Genomic DNA, 22823 nt, shown 5'->3' with positions numbered 1-22823 from the left:
GTTATAGTTCATCTTCTTCCTCATCTTCAGGCTCAGGCACATAATTTTCTATGGCCTGTCCAATTGCATTCACTTCTTCGTCTTCCTCAAAAATCGGAAGTTCGGTTTTATAGTCCATTTTTAACCAGATAGATGAAGTATCTTTTTGAATCTGGATATATTCTTTTCCCTCTTTAAAAATGGTGTATGAATCATTCCCCTCTGGAAAAACTGAATAATTAACTGGGCCAATTTCTATATCAAAAGGTTCTTGCATAGCGGATATTTTTCTTCAAAGATAAAATCTTTTTTTGGGGTTAAGCAAAGCTATAGGCAAGACATTTTTATCTTTATAGCTTAAAATTGATATGATGGATTTTTCAAAAGCAGATAATAAAGTAGCCCGAAAATTATTCGAGATAGCTTTACAATGAGAATTAAAAAAAGAAATGCAGGCATTCTCCGAAATACTTGACCAATGGAAAACACAACAACCCGAAGATAATAGAGACGATTATTATAAAATTTTTACGGCGGTGAAAGATTTTGATAAACACATTGCCAGAAGATATGACGGACTTAGAAATTCGTGGTTTTTGGGCACGGTGACTGCCCTGCTTGCAGAAAAAATCATTACAACTTCTGATTTGGAAGATTTTTCGGAAGAGGCAAAAAGCAAAATAGCAAGAGCACTCAAATTCAGAGAACAATATGAACTATAATTAAAAAATTACGCCTGGTTGTTTAAAAATCCCATCATTTATACTACTTTACGGCTAAAGATTTTACGCGATAGATAAGAAGATGAAGTTAACGTTTTGGGGCGCAGCGCAACAAGTAACCGGCAGTATGCACCTGCTTGAAATTGATCATTATAAAATACTGATAGATTGCGGATTAGATTATGAGAAAGAAACCTATCAGGAAGAAAACCAACAATTCCCCTTCGATCCGGCCAGTATAAACCTGGTCATTTTAACCCATGCCCATATCGATCACTCTGGTAACTTGCCAACACTGGTTCGGATGGGTTTTGAGGGTCAGGTACTTTGTACACCACCAACAGCCGATCTTACCTCGATATTATTATTCGATTCCGTTGAACTCTTTTTAAGAAAAGCAGGCCGGAAACCGCGTACTAAACGTGGCAATTTTAGCGGACCAAAACCGCTATACCTCCATAAACATGTAATGGATACCATTGATCGGTTTGTAACCATTGCTTTTAACAAACCGTTTAAGATTAATGGCGATATTAGCTTAACCTTTGTACCAGTTGGCCATTTATTAGGTGCTGCTGCAGCCATTTTAACAATAAACGATGAGGGCGTAGAAAAGAAAATTGCTTTCACAGGCGACATCGGTAGAGAGAACTACCCGGTGTTGGTTAACCCGGAACCTCTGCCAGAGGTAGATTATGTGGTAAGCGAGGCGACTTACGGGGGCAGAATGCATACCAAAGACCAGACATTGGAAGAACGCCTGGTTCAGGAAATTACTGAAGCTTGTATCAAAAGCCCTGGCAGGCTGATTATTCCCGCATTTAGTATTGGCCGTACACAATCGCTGGTGTTTGCCTTAAACCAGATATTTACTAAAAAACTGTTGCCACCTATTCAGATTTTTGTGGATAGCCCAATGGCCATCCAGGCTACTGAGGTTTATCGCAAACATCATAACCTGGTGAATCAGGAGGCGAAAGATTTTTACCAAACTATGGGTGATGAATTTGAATTTGAGCACCTGGCTTATGTTCAAACCATGAAAGAAAGTAAAGATGTTTCCAATTATTTCGATCCCTGCATCATTATTTCTTCTGCTGGCATGCTAGAGGGGGGCAGGATTCAGGATCACTTGTATTATAATATCCAGAACTATTATTGCACCATTCTATTTATTGGTTATTGTGCAAAAGGAACGTTAGGATATAAATTATTAAGCGGAGCACCCATCGTGCGCATCAAAGACCGCGAAATGATGGTTTACGCAACCATCCGCCAAACCGACCTGTTAAGCGGTCACGGCGATCATAACGACCTGGTAAAAACAATTAAACAAACAGGTCAGCCTAAAAAGGTATTCCTTGTTCATGGTGAAGATAAAAGTCTGGAAAGTTTATCGCTGGCCCTGCAAGGAGATGGTTTTAATGTAGAAGTACCCGAAAGGGGAGCTTCTTTTGAGTTATAATTCACTGAGTTTGAATTTCCGGTATATAAAGTCGTCCTCTCGACTGTAACGCAGTGGAATGCCCGCCTGTGCGGACAGGCCTGCCCGTACAGGCGGAGAGAGATCTATTCAGCATGAAAGACCCTGAAACGCCGTCCGACTGGCCGGGCGGAAGTCCAGGGTGACGATATCCTGAATAACTTAGCTGCATTGCACTCCGCTCAATATGATGATGTTACAAACAGCAGCTATTTGGCATTTCAAATTGATCATTGCTTATTCATTCTATCATCCCTTTTCCATCTTCCATCAAACATCACTTCCTCACTTGCCCATTACCCCTAACCACCCATTTGTAACTGGTTAATTCTTCCAAACCCATTGGTCCGCGGGCATGAAGTTTTTGGGTACTAATTCCGATTTCAGCTCCGAGGCCAAACTGTGCACCATCAGTAAAACCTGTTGAGGCATTGGCATACACCGCAGCGGCATCTACTTCATTTAAAAACTGATCGATATGGGTAGCATCTTCAGAAATAATGGCTTCACTATGTTTAGAGCTATAATCAGCAATGTGATTCAATGCTTCTGCTAAATCCTTTACCACTTTAACAGCTAGCTTCAATGATAAAAACTCTGTTCCGAAATGCTCAGGTGTAGCTTTATTCAATAGATACAAGGGATATGAAAACCTTAATGCTTCGTAGCTTTTTTCGTCGGCGAATAATTCTACCTTTCCATCCGCTAGGGGAGATAGAAGTGCAGGCAGATCATTCAATCTATTTTCGTTAATCAACACGCAGTCTAATGAGTTACAAACGCTTACCCTCCTCGTTTTAGCATTAAAAATAATTGCTTTACCTTTCTCCAAATCACCTGTTTCATCAAAATAGGTATGCACAATTCCAGCACCTGTTTCAATAACCGGGATTTTACTGTTTTCGCGAACGTAGTTAATTAACGATTGGCTTCCCCTCGGAATCAATACGTCCACAAAACCCCGTGCATCTAACAAAGCTTCTGTTGCAGCCCTTTCTGGAGGCAATAAGGTCAACACATCCCGATTAATTTTATGGCTATCCAATACCTCATGTATTACTTTCGCAACGGCTAGGTTGGAAAATTCAGCATCGCTGCCCCCTTTTAACACTGCAACATTTCTGGTTTTAAAGCAAAGCGAAAATACATCGGCAGTAACGTTTGGACGGGCTTCATAAATTACCCCCACAACACCTAAAGGCACACTAACCTTTTGTATATGAAGTCGATTATCCAATATTTTATCTGAAAGAACTTTACCCAAAGGGCTATTTAAGCTTGCCACATTTTTAAGGTCATTAGCGATATCAGCAATGCGCGCTGCGCTCAACTTTAACCTATCGTATTTAGGATCTCCAATAGGCATTTTAGCTAAATCCTTTGCATTTTCATTAAGAATTTCAGCTGTATTGGCCAATAAAGCAACAGCCAGATCTGTTAGAACAGCATCTGTTGTTTCTTTGCCCAGGCTAATCAACGCACGACCTGCCTGTTTTGCTTTTTCGAAGTATTGTTTGTAATCCATTTTTTCTTTTTTAGTTAGATCCGTCATGCTGAATTTATTTTACAAGTAGTACTAGTATTTTTAATTGCCTTGTAGCTACTGCGTGGTCAGCATCTTTACTGCTAAGACCCTGAAACACCCGTCCGACTGGCCGGGCGGAAGTTCAGGGTGATGAATGAAAGAATTAAATAGCCGAATAAAAATAATCGTAATGCACTAGTGCTTTTTGCTTCTTCTGTCCGATACGTTCTCTGGCCTTATCCGATCCATATTCTGCAATGCCTAATCCAATCAGGTTGTTCTTTTCATCAATAATTTTAATAATATCACCTTTTAAAAAGTCTGTTCGTATTTCAATAATCCCTACAGGCAATAAACTGGTTGCTTTGCCCGAGGTCAAGACGGTTTTTGCCCCATCATTTAATTTCACCACACCGGTTGCCGCGGTTTCAGAATGGGCAATCCATTTTTTCTTACCCGATTTGCTTTTTTCGGGAACAAAGCGCGTATGTATCAACTCATTGTTTAATAGCAAAGTTAGCACCTCATCCTTAGTTCCGTTGGCAATATGAACGGCTATGCCCAGTTTAGCCACTTTTTGCGCCATGGTCGATTTGGTGATCATTCCGCCACGGCCAAACTGCGATTTTCCTGTTTGAATAAAAGAGGCCAGATTAGCAACCGAACCACTAATTTCCTCAATAACAGCCGAGCCCTCAACTTTCGGATCGCCATTATAAATGCCATTCACATTCGATAAAATAATCAGCGCATCGGCATTTAACATAGATGCAATTAATCCGGCAAGTTCATCGTTATCGGTAAACATCAGCTCGGTTACCGAAACCACATCATTTTCATTCACTACAGGGATTACCTCGTTCTGCAGCAAAATCTGCAGGCAATTTTTCATGTTCAGGTAATGCGCCCGGTCGCGGAAGTCTTCTTTGGTAACCAAAACCTGTGCACATTGTAGCGCATGTGCTGCAAAGAAATTGGAGTAGGTATTAATCAGCTTCACCTGACCAATAGCCGCCAATAGTTGTCTGGTAGTTACAGCGTCTTGTTTTTCGGATACTTTAATCAAACTTCTGCCTGAGGCTACTGCACCCGAAGAAACCAAAATTACTTCGATACCCTGCTTTTTAATATCTGCCAATTGATTTACAAGGTGTTTAATCCTCGCTTCATCAGGCAAACCATTCGCCTGTGTAATGACATTAGAACCAATTTTAACAACTATCTTTTTGTAACCTGATTTCATTATTATTTAAAGCAATTTGATGAGGCAATTTAACATCAATTTTTCTAATTCAAATGATTATCTATAGGCTTGATGGATTTTTGCGAAAATCATAATTGGATTTAGCGCTAAACGATTGGCATTGATTAAGTTATGAGTCTGAAGTCTGATGAACGGGGTCGGAAGTACCTGAGGCTAACATCGTTGACCATTTAAATAATTAACCGGTTAACCACTAATAAACTAATGACTATTGAACTAATAAACTATTTCATTAAATTGCAGTTGATCCTAAATCAAACTGCGATGAAACGTATCTTACCCAGCCTGATCTTGCTAAGTGCAGTCACGGCCTGTAATCACCCTCAAAAGAAAGAAATGAAAGCAATAAAGTGGCCTGAAGCCAAAGCTCCGGTAGCAGAAATTATTCCGCACCAAAGAGTAATCCATGGCGATACTGTAATAGATAACTATTATTGGATGATCGATTATTTTAAAAAAGGTCCCGATAGTACGAAGGTTGTGAATTACCTGAAAGCAGAAAATGCTTATCTGGATACCATGATGAAAAGTACCGAAAAGTTTCAGGCCGATCTGTTTAAGGAAATGAAAGGCCGGATTAAAGAAAAAGACGAATCCGTTCCGGTTTTTAGAAATGGGTACTATTATTACTCACGCACAGAAGATGGTCAGCAATATTTTAAATATTGCCGCAAAAAAGGAAGTTTATCTGCTCCAGAACAAGTTTTGCTGGATGTAGATCAACTGGCAAAAGGCCATTCCTATTACAGTGCAACCGGGTTTAATGTGAGCCCCGATAACAAACTTTTAGCTTTTGGGGTCGATCAGGTTTCACGCCGGCAGTATACCATTAATGTTAAAAATTTAGAAACGGGAGAAATTTTAAAAGATGCCATTACCAATACAGAAGGTGGGGTAGCTTGGGCAAATGATAATAAAACGTTCTTTTATACGTCAAAAAACCCGGTTACACTATTGAGTGAAAAAATTAAGAAACATGTGCTCGGTGCAGATGCCAAAACGGATGCGGTGGTTTACGATGAGAAAGATAACACGAACTATATCGGGGTAGGCAAATCGAAAAACGGCAGATATATCTTCATTGCTTCACAAGGAACCTTAACTTCTGAATACAAAATGATTGATGCTGACCATCCGAAAAGCCCTTTTAAAGTTTTTGCGGCCCGCTCAAAGGATGTTCTTTATAATGTGATGCCAGTTGGTGATAAATTTTTGATCTTAACCAACTGGAACGCTAAGAATTTTCGTTTAATGGAATGTCCTCTGGATAAAACCGAAAAAGAAAACTGGCAGGAAGTGATTCCGCACCGTAACGATGTTTTATTGGAAAGTGTTGAAGAATTTAAAGATTTTACTGTTTTATCTGAGCGTAAAAACGGATTAACCGAATTGCGTGTATTGAAGAAAGACAAAAACGATTATTACATTAAATTTGATGAACCTGTGTACGATGTAGGCGTTGGCGCAAATCCAGAATACAATAGCACTACATTGCGTTACAATTATACATCATTAACTACGCCCAGCTCGGTTTACGATTATGACCTTAATAAGAAAGATCAGAAATTAATGAAACAACAGGAGGTTTTGGGCGGCTATCATCCAAAAGATTATGTTACAGAACGTGTTTTCGCAACCGCTAAAGACGGTACCAAAGTGCCCATTGCACTAGTTTATAAAAAGGGCTTCGAAAGGAACGGTGAATCGCCATTATTGCTTTATGGCTATGGTTCTTATGGTTCAAATTCGGATGTTTATTTCTCTTCTCCTCGTTTAAGTTTGCTAGATCGGGGCTTTGTATTTGCTATAGCCAATATTCGTGGTGGACAGGAAATGGGTCGACAATGGTATGAAGATGGAAAGCTGATGAAAAAGAAAAACACTTTTACTGATTTTATTGCAGCAGGGGAGTATCTAATTGATCAGAAATATACCTCAAAAGGCCATTTATATGGTCATGGTGGTAGTGCTGGCGGTTTATTAATGGGTGCTGTAGCCAACATGGCGCCTGATTTATGGAACGGTCTTATTGCTGATGTTCCTTTTGTAGATGTAATTAATACGATGCTGGATGAAAGTATTCCGCTCACCACGAACGAATTTGATGAATGGGGCAACCCAAAACAAAAAGCAGCTTACGATTACATGAAAAGCTATTCCCCTTACGAAAATATTGAGAAAAAAGCTTACCCGAATATGTTGGTCACCACAGGCTTACATGATAGCCAGGTGCAATATTTCGAGCCTGCAAAATGGGTCGCTAAATTAAGGGCCACCAAAACCGACAAAAATGTTCTGCTACTTAAAACCAACATGGAGTTTGGCCATGGTGGTGCATCAGGCCGTTTTGATTATTTGAAAGATGTGGCATTGCGCTGGACGTTTTTATTCTCGTTGGAGGGGATAACGAAATAATTTCTCACACAGCTCGTCATTCCCGCGCAGGCGGGAATCTTAATGCATAACCGCTTTAGGTTTCCCAATCAAGTTGGGAATGACGACCATCCTTTTTTAAAATTTGAATCATAACTTATATCATCCTACAATGAATACCAAACTAAAAACACTTCAGACCATCCACCTTGCGCTATGCTCCGGCGTATTACTTTTTGCATTAGTAACGATATTTCTAAACCGTGAAGTCATGTTTTTCGATGCCGATCCTAAAACCACTGCACCTTTTAACCCTATATTTCCGGTTATGGGATTAATCACCCTCTCTGCAAGCATCTTTTTTTACCGAAATTTAATAACCAAGATCGATAAAACAGCTTTTGATGATATTAAAATCAACATGTACCAAAGTGCATTTATCATTAGTTCAGCTTTACTGGAAGGAGGAGCACTTTTCAATATCGTCGGTTTCTTTATGACACGCAATTCGTTCTTTTTGATTTTCGGGGCAGCCAATTTTATATTTTTGGTACTGAAGCGACCAACAAAAGATAAATTGATTTCCACCTTACAATTGCAACATCCAAATTCAGGGTCTTTATAAGCAATTAGCCTTATCTTTGCCCCTCAATGGAATACAATGTTCACACTTTGCCAAACGGCATTCGCTTATTACACGTGCCCGCGGCCTCTGCCATATCTCACGCATGCATCATCGTTAATACAGGATCACGTGACGAGCCTGAAGGCAAAGCAGGTTTAGCGCACTTTATTGAGCATTTAATTTTTAAGCGTACCGAAAAACGAAGCACCAACCAGATTTTAAATCGTTTAGAAAGTGTTGGGGCTGATTTAAATGCCTATACCACTAAAGAATATACCTGCATACATGCTTCTTTTTTAAATCCTTATTTAGATAGAACCTTAGATCTTTTCAACGATATTCTTTTCCATTCAACTTTTCCCGAAGAGGAAATGGAAAAAGAGAAGAGTGTAATTCTGGACGAAATTTCTTCTTATCTGGATCAACCTGAAGAAGCGATTAACGACGATTTTGAAGATATGCTTTTCACTGGTCATGCTTTGGGTAATAACATTTTGGGTACAACAGAAACCGTTCAAAATTTTACCCGCGAGGATGTAATCAACTTCAGAAAGGCCAATTACCGCACAAATGAAATTGTAGTGGCTGTGTTAGGCAATTACAATTTAAATAAAGTGGTAAGCAAAGGGAGCAAACATTTTGCCGATGTTAAAGAGAGTAGCCCAAACAAAGCGAGGGTTAAACCAACCACACTTCCACCAAACAATACCACCATTTACAAACCAATTATGCAGGCACACTGCATTTTGGGCACACAGGCCTATTCCACACACCAATCGCAAAAAGTCCCATTAATGCTGTTGAATAATTACTTTGGCGGCAATGGAATGAGCTCTGTATTAAATCTGCAGATCAGGGAGAAATACGGGATTGCTTATACCATCGAGTCAAATTTTTCTCCATTAAGTGATACTGGGATTTTTTCTATTTACTTCGGAACAGATAAAGAAAAACAAGCCAAAGCACTCTCTTTAATCTTTAAGGAGATCAAAAAACTCCGCGAACATCCTTTAAATGAATTGCAGTTACAAAAAGCGAAAAACAAGTTTATCGGACAGATTGCGTTGGGTGAAGAAAACAGAATTGGTTTAATCATTTCAATGGCTAAAAGCCTGATCGATCATAACAAAATCGATTCTTTGGAAACTGTTTTTGAGAAAATAAATGCCGTTACCACCAAGCAAATGGCAAATGTTGCCAATGAGATTTTAGATACTGATCAACTGAATGTCTTTACTTTCTGCCCAATAGAGGAATAAATTGTTATTTTTGTAAGTCAAATATCTTTTTGTTTGTCTTCATTAGCCTGTAGGGGGACTTAACAATAGGTTTTCAACAGGCTCAGGCTGACACCATATTATAATAATTAATGAGTTCAGATTTACTTCTGAAAAAATACAATACCATGAAATTACCAATAGTAGCTTACGGCGATCCGGTTTTAAAAAAGGTTTGCACCGATATTGATAAAGATTATCCAGAATTAGAAAAATTAATCAGCGATATGTTCGACACCATGTATCACGCCAATGGTGTAGGCCTGGCTGCACCGCAGATTGGTTTGCCGATTCGTTTGTTTATTGTAGATACCGGTGAAGATGAAGACGGGAATCCTGGCTATAAAAAGGTATTTATCAATGCTGAAATTCTGGAAGAAACAGGCGAAGCCTGGAGTTTTAATGAAGGCTGTTTAAGTATTCCTGATATCCGCGAAAATATCATGCGTAAACCCAATATCAAAATTACCTATTTTGATGAAAATTGGGTAGAGCATACTGATGATGTTGATGGAATGCCTGCACGTGTAATCCAGCATGAATATGATCATATTGAAGGTAAGTTATTTACCGATAAAGTAAGTGTTTTACGTAAAACCATGCTTAAAAGTAAATTAGATGCCATTTCGAAAGGAAATATCAAAACAGACTACGAAATGAAATTTCCGAACAAGAGCAAGAAAAGATAGCTTTTGATGGAAGATTTTAAAGGGAAAAAGAAAACGTTTTCCCTTTTTCGTTCCTGATTTTCCTCATCAATTTCTTTGTATTCCGTCATCCTGAACTTCCGCCCGGCCAGTCGGACGGGCGTTTCAGGGTCTTTCAAGTTAAATAAACTCTATGTTTCAGCGAGATGACGGTAGTATAAATAAACTCGTATGAATAGACCAAGGACTCCAGACTTTAGGACTCAAGACTAATTCGTCCTGCTCTTATCGCCATCAAAGATCTGCTGCATCAGCTTACCCCAGGCGAAAGGATTAAGTAGTGGATTGGTTTGCACCATATTCTTATTGATCATCCTATCAAAATTATAACGATAATTCTGACTACCGATTTCCTGTCCATCGCGTGGCAACGTTTGGATCAAACCATCAATTGACGAACGCGAAAGGTTCTTTTTTGCTATCGCCATATCATCATCCGCCAGTTTCATTGATAAAAATTCACGGGTAAATTCTTCAGTGGTTGCCCAAGGGAAAACGCGTACCGAAGGTAAATCGATCACATTGGCTTTCAGTTTAACCATAATGGTATACTTACTATCTGGCGTACTCTGAGGTATTACGGTAGAAAACTTTTTGTAACCAATGGCAGTAAATAGTATCGTATCGCCAGGGTTAACAATAAAAGTAAAGTATCCCCTATAATCGGCACCAACCCTTTTACTTCTGGCAGAAAGATTGGTGATGGTGACATAAGGTATTACATTTGAGCTGTCGATATCGGTAATAATCCCAGAAAACTGAATTAATTTATCCTGAACCGGCTTTTGCTGTGCAGAAGCGGCTATAGATAAAATCAGGCAAATCAGGATAACACAATATCTCATTAATACAAAAGTAATTTTATTAATAAAACTTCCTTGTTAAATAGTGTTAAAGCTTATTCTTGTTCAGCCATGTTGACGGCTACGACTGAAGTAACCTGAGGAACAGCTTTCATAATGGCTTGTTCAATACCAGATTTCATTGTCATAAAACTCATTGGGCAAGAACCGCAGTTACCTAAAAGTTTAAGCTTTACCGTTCCTTCGGCTGTAATTTCTTCAACAGAAACATCACCCCCATCTGCCTTCAAATACGGCCTGATGGTTTCCAATGCCTGTTCTACTTCTTCTGTTAAATTCATTATATATATTTTAATTTATAAAAATAGTAATTTTTTAGCAATTCACCATTTGTGCATTGTTAATGGATATCTGTTGCGCAATTTTACTAGCGATATCCCCAAATATATCATCCAATAATGGGTTTTGATTTAGCGCTACTGGTTTTCCCTCGTCTCCAGCTTCGGCGATACTCTGAACAATTGGAATCTCTCCTAAAAAAGGTACGTCAAAACGTGCTGCGAGTTCCGTACCGCCACCTTTTCCGAAAATATAATATTTGTTCTCTGGCAACTCGGCTGGCGTAAAATATGACATATTTTCTATAACACCCAAAATTGGGATATTAATCCCCGGCATTCTGAACATTGCCAAACCTTTGTGCGTATCAGCCAATGCAACCTGTTGTGGTGTGGTAACCACAACCGCACCCGAAATGGGGAAACTTTGCGTAATGGTGATGTGAATATCGCCCGTTCCAGGTGGAAGATCTACGACCAGATAATCCAGTTCTCCCCAATTGGTATCATTGAATAATTGTTTTACCGCATTTGATGCCATTGGTCCACGCCATGGCACAGGCTGGCCGGGATCTGCAAAAAAACCAAGAGATAACAATTTAATACCATACTTTTCGATCGGTAAAATCTTGGTCTTTCCATCAGCTGTTTCTTCGGCAGCTGGTTTGGCATCAATCAAATCGAACATGGTGGGTACAGATGGGCCGTAAATATCGGCATCGATAAGGCCAACTTTAGCACCATCTTTAGCCAATACAATCGCCAAATTGCTCGCTACGGTAGATTTACCAACACCTCCTTTTCCAGATGAAACCAAAATAATGTTTTTGATGTTATCTAACGATGATGAATTGCTGGGCTGAGTAACCCTCGACGTTACATTAATCGCTACTTCTGCTGTGGCTGATACAAAATGCTTGATAGCATTGGTACAGGCATTTTTCAGCATCTCCTTCATCGGACATGCCGGCGTAGTAAGTTCTAATGTAAAATTGACCTGGTTATCTATGATCTGTAAATCTTTAATCATGTTTAAGGTCACCAGATCTTTTTTAAGATCGGGGTCTTCAACATTTTTAAGCGCATCTAAAACTTGTTGCGGGCTAATCTGCATGGTATTTTTTTAAATTCAAAATTAACAAAACATAGCCACAAATACTTTTATTTAGGCTTTTTAACTGTAATTTTAACACGAAATAAACATTTAATTGTTACGTTTAAGCAATTAATCATTTTAACGACTATATGCGAATACCAAAAATTAAGATCCCCAAAAAGTATTTAAAAATCGGAGCCTGGTTATTAGGTATTTTTTTAGTTGTTTGTATTGCTTTTGGAGCCATAGCCTATAGCAAAAGGGAAGCACTTCTAAAAAAAATGGTGACTAAAGCAATTGCCAAGGCCGATAGGGATTATAACCTGGAAGTTAAAATCGGAACAGCAGATTTTGCAGGACTTAGCACCGTTAAAATGACAAACATCTCTGTCGTTCCTAAGGAACGCGACACCCTTTCAAACATTAAGGAGCTGAGTGTTAGCGTTAAAATTTTACCTTTAATATTTGGCAACGTAAAACTTTCAGAAGTAAAACTGAAAGAAGGTTATGTGAGTGTTGTGCTAAAAGATTCAACCACAAATATCGATTTCATCTTAAAACGCAAGAAAAAAGACAGCACGCAAACCAATCAAAAAGCCAACTTATCCGAAATAGCCAGCAACATCTTAAATCAGGTTCTATATAAAATCCCTGATGATATGGATGTAAAAAACATGGTTTTCAAACTAAACGATCATGATACTGCCAAATTGAGCTTTGCAACCAATGCTATAATTGATGGTGGCGATTTAAAATCAACCATTGATGTCAATAATAATGAAGCTACCTGGCATATCAATGGTTATGTTGATCCGGGAAGTAAAAAGCTGAACTTTTTAGCTTATGCTGATGGAAAGAAACTGGAACTGCCTTACCTTAATAGTAAATTACACGCCAGGCTTAGTTTCGACACCTTACAAACCGAATTAAAAAATGCCAAATACAGTGGTGATGATTATAAGATATCTGGCTCCTGGTCAGTTAAAAATATGTTGATCAATCAGCCGCGTATTGCATCAAATGATATTATTGTACAAAGTGCAAAACTGGATGCTGATATCTTGGTTGGACCTAATTATATCGCATTAGACAGCACCTCTACAGCCTATTTAAAAAACGCACAGATCCATCCGTTCGTTAAATATACTTTAGGAAAAAACAAAATATATGAGTTAAAGCTAAATGCTGAAGAGCAGGATGCTCAAGGGGTTTTAGATGCATTCCCACAAGGCTTGTTCGAATCGCTGGAAGGGTTAAAAGTACAGGGCAAGGTTAAATACAACCTCAACTTTTACCTGGACATCAAAGTGCCGGATAGTGTACGTTTCAACTCCACGCTAACACCTGTTAATTTCAAAATTGTGCAGTGGGGCAAAACCAATCTCCAAAAAATCAACAATACTTTTGTATATACACCTTACGAGTATGGCAAGCCGATGCGTGACATTACCATTGGCCCATCCAACCCTAATTTTACACCACTATCAGCCATTTCAAAGAATTTTATCAATGCTGTTTTAACTGCAGAAGATCCTTCTTTTTTTACGCATAATGGTTTTGTTGAAGAATCAATCCGCAAATCGATTGCTGTAAATTTTAAGGAAAAGAAATTTAAACGTGGTGGCAGTACCATCAGCATGCAGCTGGTTAAAAATGTATATTTGAGCCGTCAGAAAACTTTAGCACGTAAAGCCGAAGAGATTTTGATTGTTTGGCTTATCGAGCATAATCGTCTCATCAGTAAACAACGAATGCTGGAGGTGTACTTCAATATCATGGAACTGGGACAAAATATTTATGGAATAGGGGAAGCTTCAAGGTATTATTTTGGAAAACAACCAGCAGATTTAACCATCGGCGAAGGGCTGTTTCTGGCCAGTATTGTGCCTAAACCAAAAGCTTCTATGTATAAATTTATGGCCGATGGCAGCCTGAAACCTTATATGTTCAACTATTTCAGGTTTATGGGTAATATTATGGCCAGAAAAGGTTTAACCCCTGGCGATACCTCAGGTTATGGTTTTTACAATGTGCGATTACGAGAAGGATTGCGTCGTTACCTGGCACCAGATACAGCTGTGGTTGATACTTCTGCTTTTGACGATGACGGGGATGGATTGCCTGTTGTAATTGTACATGACAAAAATAAAAATTTCTTCGAACGCCTTTTCGGTGGCGATTCTAAAAAAGACTCCGCCAACAATAAGCAGACAACTACCCCAGCCGATACCGCTAAAACCAAAAAGCAATTAAGACAGGAGCGAAGGGAAGAACGAAGACGCCAAAAGGAACTGGAGAAAAACCAGGAGCAATAGTAGCCCGTTTTCAGTTTGAAATTGGCAGTTTTCAGTTCTTGTTTTGTATTAGCGGCTTACAGTTTTTAGTTAACTTAACAATTAAACCTAAATCAATTTTCAATTGGCAGTTTACCATGCTTGGTTAACATGCCGATTAAAGTAATCCACTGCCTCAACAATAAAATAACGACTAATAATAACATTACAACTTTCCAGCGTTTAAACTATTTAACATCAAAATGCACAAAATAAAAGTAGAGGATAAAGAGTTCGAGATATTTTTAGAAAATGATACTTTAAACAAAAGGATCCGTTTGCTAGGTATCCAGATAAATGTAGATTATGAGGATAAATGCCCGTTATTTATCGGTGTGCTCAATGGTAGTTTTCTCTTTATGGCTGATTTAATCAAAGAGATTAATGTACCATGCGAAGTTGCTTTTATGCGTGTTGCATCCTATGAAGGGACATCCAGTTCGGGGAATGTGAAAGAACTAATCGGATTGCCAGATAACATTGAAGGTAGAGACGTTGTCATTGTGGAGGATATTGTTGATACCGGCCTTACCTTAACACATATTTTAAAAACGATAAATGAGAAAAATCCGGCTTCAGTTAAGGTAGCTTCTCTTTTACTTAAACCGAGCGCTTTAAAACATGAAATTAAAGCACTGGAATACGTTGGTTTTGAAATACCTAATGAGTTTGTGGTTGGTTATGGCCTGGATTATAATGGCCTTGGCAGAAACCTGACAGATATTTACAGAGCAACGGGCGTATAATTTTTAGATTGGATTAATTTATTTTTCGCACCTTTGCCCAATAATTTCTAAAACAATGACCATACATAAAGAAGGCTACACCACCATTGCCTTAAGCATATTGTTTATCTTCGTAATCAACGCTATAGTTGATTATAAATATCATGACGTTACCTGGTTACGCTGGTTTATCTATATCTTTTCAGCGGCATTATTTATTATTGTACTGCAGTTTTTTCGTAATCCGAGCCGCAGCTTTTCTTCAGGTGATAACCTGGTTATTTGTCCTGCAGATGGGAAAGTAGTGGTAATTGAAGAAACAGAAGAAGGCGAATATTTTAAAGATAAACGTTTACAGGTTTCGATTTTTATGTCGCCAGTAAATGTTCACATCAACCGCAATCCAATTTCGGGAGTGGTAAAGTTCTTTAAGTATCACCCGGGAAAATATCTTGCAGCGTGGAATCCAAAATCATCTACTGAAAATGAGCGTACTACCACCGTTGTTGAACATAAAAATGGCACGCCTGTGTTGTTTCGTCAAATTGCAGGTGCATTAGCCCGTAGAATTGTATGGTATGTAAAAGAAGGCGATCAGGTGATACAAACCGAGCAGTTTGGTTTTATCAAATTCGGATCACGGGTTGATGTTTTTCTTCCGATAGGCACCAAAGTTAATGTAGAACTAAACCAGGTTGTAAAAGGTGGGATCACTACCCTGGCGACTTTAAGTTAAGCATATAATATCTTAGAAAAAGCCGGTTTAGTTAATGCTAAATCGGCTTTTTTGTTATTACTACCACTTGATAAAACGGTGTTCTGTGAGGACACAGACCACGGCAGCTTAAAGGGATTTTTAAACACTAAAGAATCCACCTAAGCCTGATCGCAACGGAAAAGCCCGGATTCCGATTTTTCATCGGGAGAGGACTCGTAGTGGATAGCAGGAACAAAGTTTAATCATTCTCACAGGCCTTGCTTTCCAAAAAAGCAACTTTTTTTCTTATCCATTACATCTTCTACATTGTAATTTCTTTAATTTACGCAGCGGTTTGTGGAAATACAAGATCATAGGATCAGAACTAATCTGTAGCATCATTACCCACTTCTTCCTTACCGGCTGAAGCCGCTGGCTTGTCGCTAATTAAACGCTGCGTAGGATAAGCAAAGTCTGATTTGTTACGGATCACAATATCCATAATTTCAAGGTTAATTTCCTGCCTAATTTTTAGGAATTCAGCATAATTAAGCACGGTTACAAAATAGTTAACTTCAACATTCAGGCTTGAATCGCCAAAGCTTTTAAAGGAAGCATTGCCATCATCGCTGGTGCCCTGATGGTTGTTGATATAATCCTGAATTTCGAAAATGATTTTTCTTAAAGAATCTAAACTCGTTTCGTAGGTAAGTCCGATTACAAATGATACCTTGCGTGAATTTCGCAACGAAAGGTTCTCTAGAACGCCGTCAATCATGGCCCTGTTGGGCAGGGTAGCCATGGTTTTTTCCGAAGTTCTGATCCTGGTACTCCTGAAACCAACCTTTTCCACCGTACCTTCCACACCGTCAACTTTTACCAGATCGCCAACCGTAAAAGGCTTATCCAAAAAGATGGTAAATGAACCAATTAAGTTTTCTAAGCTCTCTTTCGCGGCCAAAGCAATGGCAATACCACCAATACCCAATCCTGTAATCAGCGTTAACACATTAACTTCGAAAACAAAACCCAGCAGAGTGAAAAACCCGATAAAAATTACCGTTGTTTTAAGCAGTTCTTTTAAAAAAGGCACCAATTGATCGTCAGCCTTATTTTCCGTCAGCGACGCTTTAAACAATAATACATGGCTAATGAAATCGATTATCCTTAAAATAATCCAGAAAACCGAAAGAATGATGCCAAACAAAAATATCCGGTCTATACAATCGCCAATGGAAACAGGTATAGACTCTTTAACCTTTCCAATTAACTTGCTGTAATGAAATACAGTCACTTCTAAAGGATGCTTTAACTGATTGATAGAAAGATAAAGTGTGGTTAATAGAATAAAAACTTCTATGGGTTTTACCAGTAAGGCCACAAAAGCATCATCATGTGATTGATTTGAAAAGTTCCTGAAAAGTCTAAAAAGCAATTTACTTAAGAGCTTAGAGAAGATATTTTTGAAAACTAATCCAAAAAAAAGTATTCCTCCGAAAAGGAAATAAGCCTTTATGGTGTTACCCCAAAAAACCTGATCGAAAAAAGCGGAGTCTAACATGAAACAAAGGTATAAACAAAAAAACCTCCACGAAATTAATCGTGAAGGCTATATCTTATAATAAAGAATATTATTTTCTCAATGATTTGATACGAGCAGCTTTACCAGTTAAAGCACGTAAATAGAACAACTTCGCTCTACGAACTTTACCATAGCTATTCACTTCAACTTTCTCGATATTTGGAGAACTAAAAGGGAAAATACGCTCAACACCAACGCCGTTGCTCATTTTACGAACGGTGAAAGTTTCGTTAGCACCTGCACTGTTACGTTGTATTACAACACCCTGGTAAATTTGAATACGTTCTTTATTACCTTCGCGAATTTTATAGTGTACGCTCACTGTATCGCCAGACTTGAACGCAGGAAAATCTTTTTTCGCGATGGCCTGCTCTTCAACAAATTTTACTAAATCCATGATTTTAAGCTATTAAATCGATATTTCATCCCGTGAAAATCGGATTGCAATATTAGGGATTATTTTCGACAAAAAAAAACCTATTTTAATTTTTTCCACAATCTTTATGAATTCCACATTTGATTGTGTTAATTGCTTCTATTCCAAAAGGTCAGGACGGCGGGTTTTAGTTCGCTCCAAAGCCTGTTCGTGCCTCCATTCGTTCACTTTTGCCTCGTGGCCGCTTAGTAGAACATCAGGCACTTTATGTCCGCGCCAATCTGCAGGCCGGGTGTAAACCGGTGCATCCAGTAGCTCGCCCTGAAAACTATCAGAGAGGGCAGAAGTCTCGTCATTCAAAACCCCGGGAATTAAACGCACCACGGCATCTACCACAATCGCAGCAGGAAGCTCTCCTCCACTTAAAACATAATCGCCAACAGATATCTCTCTCGTTACAAAAATATCGCGTATACGCTGATCTATGCCCTTGTAATGGCCACACAGAATAATAATGTTCTTTTTAATAGATAGCTCGTTGGCCGTACTCTGGTTTAAAGTAACGCCATCAGGACTCATGAATATAACCTCATCATATTCCCTTTCCGCCTGAAGTTTTTCGATACAGGCTGCAAAAGGCTCAATGCTCATTACCATACCACTACCACCGCCATATTGGTAATCGTCTACACTTTTTTGCTTGTTGGTAGCATAATCCCTCAGGTTATGCACAATAATTTCGGCAATGCCTTTTTTTTGTGCACGATGCAAAATAGAATGAGCAAAAGGGCTTTCTAATAAAGCGGGTAAAACGGTAATAATATCGAAACGCATGGGGCAAAGTTAAGGCTTTTGACCGTCAAATGTAAATAAACCAAAACGGGATCAATACCTACCTATTTATGTCGGCAAACTAATTGACAAATTTTTGGTGATACAAATACTCCTGACTAAGACAAATATTAGCCTTTTTTAATTTTATCTACCTTCCGCCATAGTTCCTGCCATTCATAAGTTTCTTTTCCATCAACTTGTTTAGCACCACCCATTATGCCAAGATACTTGTTCCCGTCAGGCCCATCAAAAAATTTAAATTTCAAACTGGAAACAGTATTGTTTAATGGCGCGCTGATAGAATAATTAACACTTTCTTTTATAAAATTCTCATTTTCTACCTCAATTTTAGCGGTTTGCCACACCACTGTACCCTTTTCAGTTACTTTTAACTGCAGACAGTTTCCCATCGTATCAAACACTTTAAGGGTTGATAAAAATGGCAGCTGCGAAGCATTAGCCTGCCCAGATGGCTTTACAAACTCCCATGCCCCAACGAAATCAGATAACGTGGCTTTCTCCTGGGCGATAATAAAATTTGAGCTTAAGAAAAAAAGAACAAAAACAAAAAGGGATTTAAGGATTTTCATCATACTGGTTTTAAGATTTTAAAATAACTACAACGTGTTCACTTTTACCATATTTTCTTCCCACGTAAGGGTATCCGAACCAGATTTACCATACACCACTCCGGAAAGCTTTACACTTTTCAGATCTTTTCCAAAAACATAATGATTGATGTACTGGCGGTCTTTTAGTGCATACTTTCGATTTGGCAATTCATAAGTGATATCAAGTAAATAGGCATCATCCCCAATAATTTTATAATTACCACTGTGCGTAATCACCTGGTTATCGCCCTCTTTGTAACTATTGTAAAAATGGCCATCTTCGGTATAGGTGATATAAGATGTACGTTCTTTAACATTTTGCCAAATTCCAACCAATGGCTTGTTGGCTTTGAAAGATAATTTTTGCGTGACGCAGGCTTGACATAAAGCTGCCACCAAAAGTAGCGCAAAAGCTTTAGATAGTGTTTTAAACATAAAAGAATTAATTAGATACAGCCAATATAAAAATTAAGATCTATATAAATTAATTATTTTGTTGCACATGTTATTTTCGAGTAAACTATCCGCCTCAAGTACAATTATTTGCTCCTTGATGCGGTAATTTTGGGCGTGACAAAGGTTAGTCAACAACAGACTTAATCATATTATAAATGATTTTTTCATGATTAGTCTCCTTCTTCCAGTTCAAAAATCTCTTCAATTGCTTTCCCAAAAACCCTGGCCATCTTTAAGGCTAGTACAGTGGAGGGTACATACTTGCCCGATTCAATCGTATTAACGGTTTGACGAGAAACCTGAATCAGTTCTGCCAGCTCAGCTTGTGTTATATTTTTAATAGCACGTTGTACGCGTAAATTATTTTTCATCTGTAACCTCTTCTTTTTTTAATCGATAAAGCGACCAGTAAAACCTAATGATAAAAATAATCAGTACAGTCCATAAGTTGTAAACCAGTAACGAAAGGAAATTCAGGCCGTAGGCTGTAAAATTTATCACAATCAGGACGATATAGCTCAATAAGACTGCCCATTGCAGGCTTTTGAGCCTAAGCATGGAAATAAATTCATCTTCGATTTTTTCTTTGGCAAAAACAATCATGAGAAGCCCCACCGTAATGCCGAGTAAAGCCAATTCATTAGTCAGGTTATAGGTACCGAATAGATCCATACTGACAGAGTCTTCACCGGTTTGTTCTATAGTAGAAAGGAGTTGAAAGCCCGGTATTTCAAAACCTTCAACCATGCAAAATATACCAAGTGTGGCAAAGCAAATGAAAATGATCCAACCCAATACCTTGTATTTGCTGGAAATTAATAGCGAATTTTTCATATCAAATATTTTTTACCAAATGTAAAGTATTTTTGATATTCATGTCAAGTATTTTTTACCAAAAGATATTTATTTTTTACAAAACTGCCTCAAGCCAAAAAGCACCAAGATAATATTTTTCTATTTCTGCAGATAAACATCTAATAAGCCCTCGGGCAAATCGAGTGTTAAAATTTTCTCCTCATCATCAATTTCTAAGATAAAATCTTCATTTAGCGGAAACAGCACTTCGGTTTCTTTATAGATCACTGTGGCCACGAACTGCTGTGGATATTCATTCACTTCGAGGATTTCGCCCAATTCGCCCAAGGTTTCATCGATAGCTAGATACCCTTTGAAATCGGTATAGAAAAGTTCTCCTTCTTCGCGTTCGGGCATTTGCGACAGCGGCAGGTACAATTTCTTTTTTAATAATGGCTGCACTTTATCGATATGATCCGCATCATCAAAGTTGAAGTAACCTGTTTTATTGGCTTGTAGCTTTGCAGACGCTACAAAATAGGAACGAGTTTGCCATTCATATCAGCAAATACCACATCAAAATCAAGCTGTTCGTATTCTTCAAACTCAAAAAATACCTGAACTTCTCCTTTTAAACCTCTTGTTTTGGTTACATAACCGATATAAAATGCTTCTTCGTGTTTCATATTTATCCCCAAATCCCCTAACAGGGAATTACCTGATACCCCCCTTTAGGGGCAAGGGGGTATCAATAAAAATAGCGTTCCGGAGATCGGAACGCTATTTCATGTGACAAAATAATTAAAACTATTCTGCGCCTTCTTCTTTAGGAGCTTCTTCAGTTGCCTCAGCTTCAACAGCTGGAGCTTCTTCTTCCACAACTGGTGCATTTTTGGCTGCGATAGCTGCTGCCTTATCTTCTTTTTTCTTAGCTTCTGCGGCTAATGCTGCTTTACGTGCATCTGCTTTAGATGTAGCTAAACCTTCTGCTTTACCAGAAATTTTACCCGCTTTAGCATCTAACCAAGCTGCAAATTTTTCATCTGCCTGTTCTTGAGTTAAAGCTCCTTTTTTAACACCACCTTCTAAGTGTTTTTTATATAAAACACCTTTGTAAGAAAGGATAGCACGAGCAGTATCAGTTGGTTGTGCACCACTGTTAACCCAGGCTAAAGTTTTTTCGAAGTTAATTTCGATGGTAGCAGGATTGGTATTTGGGTTGTAAGAACCTAAACGCTCAATAAATTTACCATCACGTGGAGAGCGAGAATCTGCTACCACAACGTGGAAAAAAGGTTTTCCTTTTTTACCGAATCTTTGCAATCTGATTTTAGTTGCCATTTTCTTTTGTATTTATGTATTCAACATAGTTCCCGGAGCTTCATACTGCGGGGCTGCAAAGATAACTAAAATACTGGAAATTAAAAACATAGTTTAATTTCTTTGTTTTCAGGATATTTACACCTAAAATATTTGCAGATACACATGAAAAGAATTGCGATTGATATGGACGAGGTGATTGCCGATGCCGTTGGAAAATTTATTAAACTTTATAACCGTGACTTTAATGTTCCTTTAGACTTAAAAATTGAAGCCGGTAATGAAATCTATCACCATGTTCCACAAGATGTGAATCAAAAATGGTTCGAATATATCAATGAGCCTGGTTTTTTTCGTGATCTTGACGTTATTGCTGATAGTCAGCGCGTAATCAAAGCTTTGCAAGAGAAATATGATGTTTACATAGTTTCAGCAGCTATGGAGTTCCGTAATTCATTGGTTGATAAATACGACTGGCTGGCCGAGCATTTTCCTTTCATCGATTGGCAACACATCATGTTCTGCGGAAATAAAATTGTGAATGTTGATATTATTATAGACGATCGCATTAAAAACTTTATAAATTTTACAGGTAGGCCTTTACTTTATACTTCTCCGCATAATTTGTTGGTTACAGAATATGAGCGCGTAAATAACTGGGAGGAGGTAGCGGGTTTACTGCTATAATCCGTGTTGTAGACCGTTATTATAAACCACAGCTGGGAAATCTAGCTAAGGATAATATTGCGTTCTCCATCCGGTATACTTTGGTTGTAACATGATTCAATCAACAGGATTTCAAATCCTCAACCTTCGCATTTTTGAAAGATGTAACATTTTGCAAAAGATTTGCTCTAATGATAAAACTGAAGCTATGTTAGTAACCACAACGCCTACAGTTG

General features: G+C 38.3%; 26 protein-coding genes. 10 read left to right on the top strand and 16 right to left on the bottom strand.

What is annotated here, in order from left to right; all coding sequences use genetic code 11:
- Window position 1 precedes the first annotated feature (1 nt).
- The gene (locus PGN18_RS21795; RefSeq protein ID WP_335321689.1) at window positions 2–256 is read right to left on the bottom strand and encodes a hypothetical protein; all 255 of its coding nucleotides are present in this window, start codon (window positions 254–256) and stop codon (window positions 2–4) included.
- A gap of 172 nt (window positions 257–428) precedes the next feature.
- Between PGN18_RS21795 and PGN18_RS21790 the strand changes: the two genes are divergently transcribed.
- Both PGN18_RS21790 and PGN18_RS21785 read left to right on the top strand, forming a co-directional pair.
- Entirely contained in the window at window positions 429–701 is a 273-nt protein-coding gene (locus PGN18_RS21790; RefSeq protein ID WP_335321688.1) for a hypothetical protein, read from the top strand.
- An 82-nt stretch (window positions 702–783) separates the two neighbouring features.
- Complete coding sequence (locus PGN18_RS21785) at window positions 784–2166, top strand: MBL fold metallo-hydrolase (RefSeq protein ID WP_335321687.1); 1383 nt, start codon at window positions 784–786, stop codon at window positions 2164–2166.
- A 295-nt stretch (window positions 2167–2461) separates the two neighbouring features.
- Here the strand turns inward: PGN18_RS21785 and PGN18_RS21780 are convergent, their stop codons facing one another.
- Window positions 2462–3709: a glutamate-5-semialdehyde dehydrogenase gene (locus PGN18_RS21780; protein WP_335321686.1), complete on the bottom strand. Its 1248-nt coding sequence runs from the start codon at window positions 3707–3709 to the stop codon at window positions 2462–2464.
- Between the two features lie 163 nt (window positions 3710–3872).
- Window positions 3873–4952 carry a glutamate 5-kinase gene (gene proB, locus PGN18_RS21775; RefSeq protein ID WP_335321685.1) on the bottom strand — a complete coding sequence of 360 codons (1080 nt, stop codon included), beginning with the start codon at window positions 4950–4952 and terminating at the stop codon, window positions 3873–3875.
- 285 nt (window positions 4953–5237) lie between these two features.
- Here proB and PGN18_RS21770 point away from each other — a divergent pair, with 285 nt between their 5' ends.
- The 4 genes from PGN18_RS21770 (at window position 5238) to def (ending at window position 9937) form a co-directional block, all read left to right on the top strand.
- Window positions 5238–7388, top strand: a complete 2151-nt coding sequence (locus PGN18_RS21770) for a S9 family peptidase (RefSeq protein ID WP_335321684.1) — start codon at window positions 5238–5240, stop codon at window positions 7386–7388.
- Window positions 7389–7518: 130 nt separating this feature from the next.
- On the top strand, window positions 7519–7971 hold the full coding sequence (locus PGN18_RS21765; RefSeq protein WP_335321683.1) for a hypothetical protein: 453 nt from the start codon (window positions 7519–7521) through the stop codon (window positions 7969–7971).
- A gap of 26 nt (window positions 7972–7997) precedes the next feature.
- Entirely contained in the window at window positions 7998–9230 is a 1233-nt protein-coding gene (locus tag PGN18_RS21760; RefSeq protein WP_335321682.1) for a M16 family metallopeptidase, read from the top strand.
- A 146-nt stretch (window positions 9231–9376) separates the two neighbouring features.
- Window positions 9377–9937: a peptide deformylase gene (gene def, locus PGN18_RS21755; RefSeq protein ID WP_335321715.1), complete on the top strand. Its 561-nt coding sequence runs from the start codon at window positions 9377–9379 to the stop codon at window positions 9935–9937.
- 227 nt (window positions 9938–10164) lie between these two features.
- On the opposite strand, the gene PGN18_RS21750 is transcribed toward def, so the two are convergent.
- From PGN18_RS21750 to PGN18_RS21740, 3 genes are read right to left on the bottom strand one after another with little or no spacing between them, the layout of a single operon-like run.
- On the bottom strand, window positions 10165–10800 hold the full coding sequence (locus PGN18_RS21750) for a hypothetical protein (protein ID WP_335321681.1): 636 nt from the start codon (window positions 10798–10800) through the stop codon (window positions 10165–10167).
- Between the two features lie 53 nt (window positions 10801–10853).
- Window positions 10854–11099 carry a NifU family protein gene (locus PGN18_RS21745; RefSeq protein WP_335321680.1) on the bottom strand — a complete coding sequence of 82 codons (246 nt, stop codon included), beginning with the start codon at window positions 11097–11099 and terminating at the stop codon, window positions 10854–10856.
- Between the two features lie 34 nt (window positions 11100–11133).
- Window positions 11134–12210 carry an Mrp/NBP35 family ATP-binding protein gene (locus PGN18_RS21740; RefSeq protein WP_335321679.1) on the bottom strand — a complete coding sequence of 359 codons (1077 nt, stop codon included), beginning with the start codon at window positions 12208–12210 and terminating at the stop codon, window positions 11134–11136.
- A gap of 131 nt (window positions 12211–12341) precedes the next feature.
- Between PGN18_RS21740 and PGN18_RS21735 the strand changes: the two genes are divergently transcribed.
- The 3 genes from PGN18_RS21735 to PGN18_RS21725 all read left to right on the top strand — a co-directional run bounded on the left by PGN18_RS21735 (window position 12342) and on the right by PGN18_RS21725 (window position 15986).
- Entirely contained in the window at window positions 12342–14507 is a 2166-nt protein-coding gene (locus tag PGN18_RS21735) for a transglycosylase domain-containing protein (RefSeq protein ID WP_335321678.1), read from the top strand.
- Between the two features lie 221 nt (window positions 14508–14728).
- Window positions 14729–15271 carry a hypoxanthine phosphoribosyltransferase gene (gene hpt / locus PGN18_RS21730; protein ID WP_335321677.1) on the top strand — a complete coding sequence of 181 codons (543 nt, stop codon included), beginning with the start codon at window positions 14729–14731 and terminating at the stop codon, window positions 15269–15271.
- A gap of 55 nt (window positions 15272–15326) precedes the next feature.
- Complete coding sequence (locus PGN18_RS21725) at window positions 15327–15986, top strand: phosphatidylserine decarboxylase family protein (protein ID WP_335321676.1); 660 nt, start codon at window positions 15327–15329, stop codon at window positions 15984–15986.
- A 346-nt stretch (window positions 15987–16332) separates the two neighbouring features.
- On the opposite strand, the gene PGN18_RS21720 is transcribed toward PGN18_RS21725, so the two are convergent.
- The 10 genes from PGN18_RS21720 to PGN18_RS21675 all read right to left on the bottom strand — a co-directional run bounded on the left by PGN18_RS21720 (window position 16333) and on the right by PGN18_RS21675 (window position 21942).
- A complete protein-coding gene (locus PGN18_RS21720) occupies window positions 16333–17508 on the bottom strand; it encodes a mechanosensitive ion channel family protein (protein WP_335321675.1) in 1176 nt (391 codons plus the stop codon).
- Window positions 17509–17578: 70 nt separating this feature from the next.
- Entirely contained in the window at window positions 17579–17926 is a 348-nt protein-coding gene (gene rplS / locus PGN18_RS21715) for a 50S ribosomal protein L19 (protein ID WP_029274890.1), read from the bottom strand.
- Between the two features lie 138 nt (window positions 17927–18064).
- Window positions 18065–18739, bottom strand: a complete 675-nt coding sequence (gene trmD, locus PGN18_RS21710; RefSeq protein ID WP_335321674.1) for a tRNA (guanosine(37)-N1)-methyltransferase TrmD — start codon at window positions 18737–18739, stop codon at window positions 18065–18067.
- Between the two features lie 128 nt (window positions 18740–18867).
- A complete protein-coding gene (locus tag PGN18_RS21705) occupies window positions 18868–19332 on the bottom strand; it encodes a hypothetical protein (RefSeq protein ID WP_335321673.1) in 465 nt (154 codons plus the stop codon).
- A 24-nt stretch (window positions 19333–19356) separates the two neighbouring features.
- Window positions 19357–19785, bottom strand: a complete 429-nt coding sequence (locus tag PGN18_RS21700; protein ID WP_335321672.1) for a hypothetical protein — start codon at window positions 19783–19785, stop codon at window positions 19357–19359.
- 191 nt (window positions 19786–19976) lie between these two features.
- Window positions 19977–20177, bottom strand: a complete 201-nt coding sequence (locus PGN18_RS21695; RefSeq protein ID WP_335321671.1) for a helix-turn-helix transcriptional regulator — start codon at window positions 20175–20177, stop codon at window positions 19977–19979.
- Window positions 20167–20640 (bottom strand): hypothetical protein, encoded by a 474-nt coding sequence (locus PGN18_RS21690; protein ID WP_335321670.1) that lies wholly within the window; start codon window positions 20638–20640, stop codon window positions 20167–20169. The genes PGN18_RS21695 and PGN18_RS21690 overlap by 11 nt, the downstream gene beginning before the upstream one ends.
- Before the next feature lie 120 nt (window positions 20641–20760).
- A complete protein-coding gene (locus PGN18_RS21685; protein ID WP_335321669.1) occupies window positions 20761–21063 on the bottom strand; it encodes a ribosome maturation factor RimM in 303 nt (100 codons plus the stop codon).
- A 68-nt stretch (window positions 21064–21131) separates the two neighbouring features.
- Window positions 21132–21287: a hypothetical protein gene (locus PGN18_RS21680; RefSeq protein WP_335321668.1), complete on the bottom strand. Its 156-nt coding sequence runs from the start codon at window positions 21285–21287 to the stop codon at window positions 21132–21134.
- A gap of 121 nt (window positions 21288–21408) precedes the next feature.
- Window positions 21409–21942: a 30S ribosomal protein S16 gene (locus tag PGN18_RS21675; RefSeq protein ID WP_335321667.1), complete on the bottom strand. Its 534-nt coding sequence runs from the start codon at window positions 21940–21942 to the stop codon at window positions 21409–21411.
- Window positions 21943–22086: 144 nt separating this feature from the next.
- On the opposite strand from PGN18_RS21675, the gene PGN18_RS21670 reads away from it, so the two are divergent.
- Window positions 22087–22608, top strand: a complete 522-nt coding sequence (locus tag PGN18_RS21670) for a 5' nucleotidase, NT5C type (RefSeq protein ID WP_335321666.1) — start codon at window positions 22087–22089, stop codon at window positions 22606–22608.
- Window positions 22609–22823: the final 215 nt, after the last annotated feature.

Origin of the sequence: Pedobacter terrae, assembly GCF_036946585.1 — a bacterium.
Classification (GTDB): domain Bacteria; phylum Bacteroidota; class Bacteroidia; order Sphingobacteriales; family Sphingobacteriaceae; genus Pedobacter; species Pedobacter terrae_C.
The sequence above is the reverse complement of the archived record's forward strand: the minus strand, read 5'-3'. Positions and strand labels throughout refer to the sequence as shown.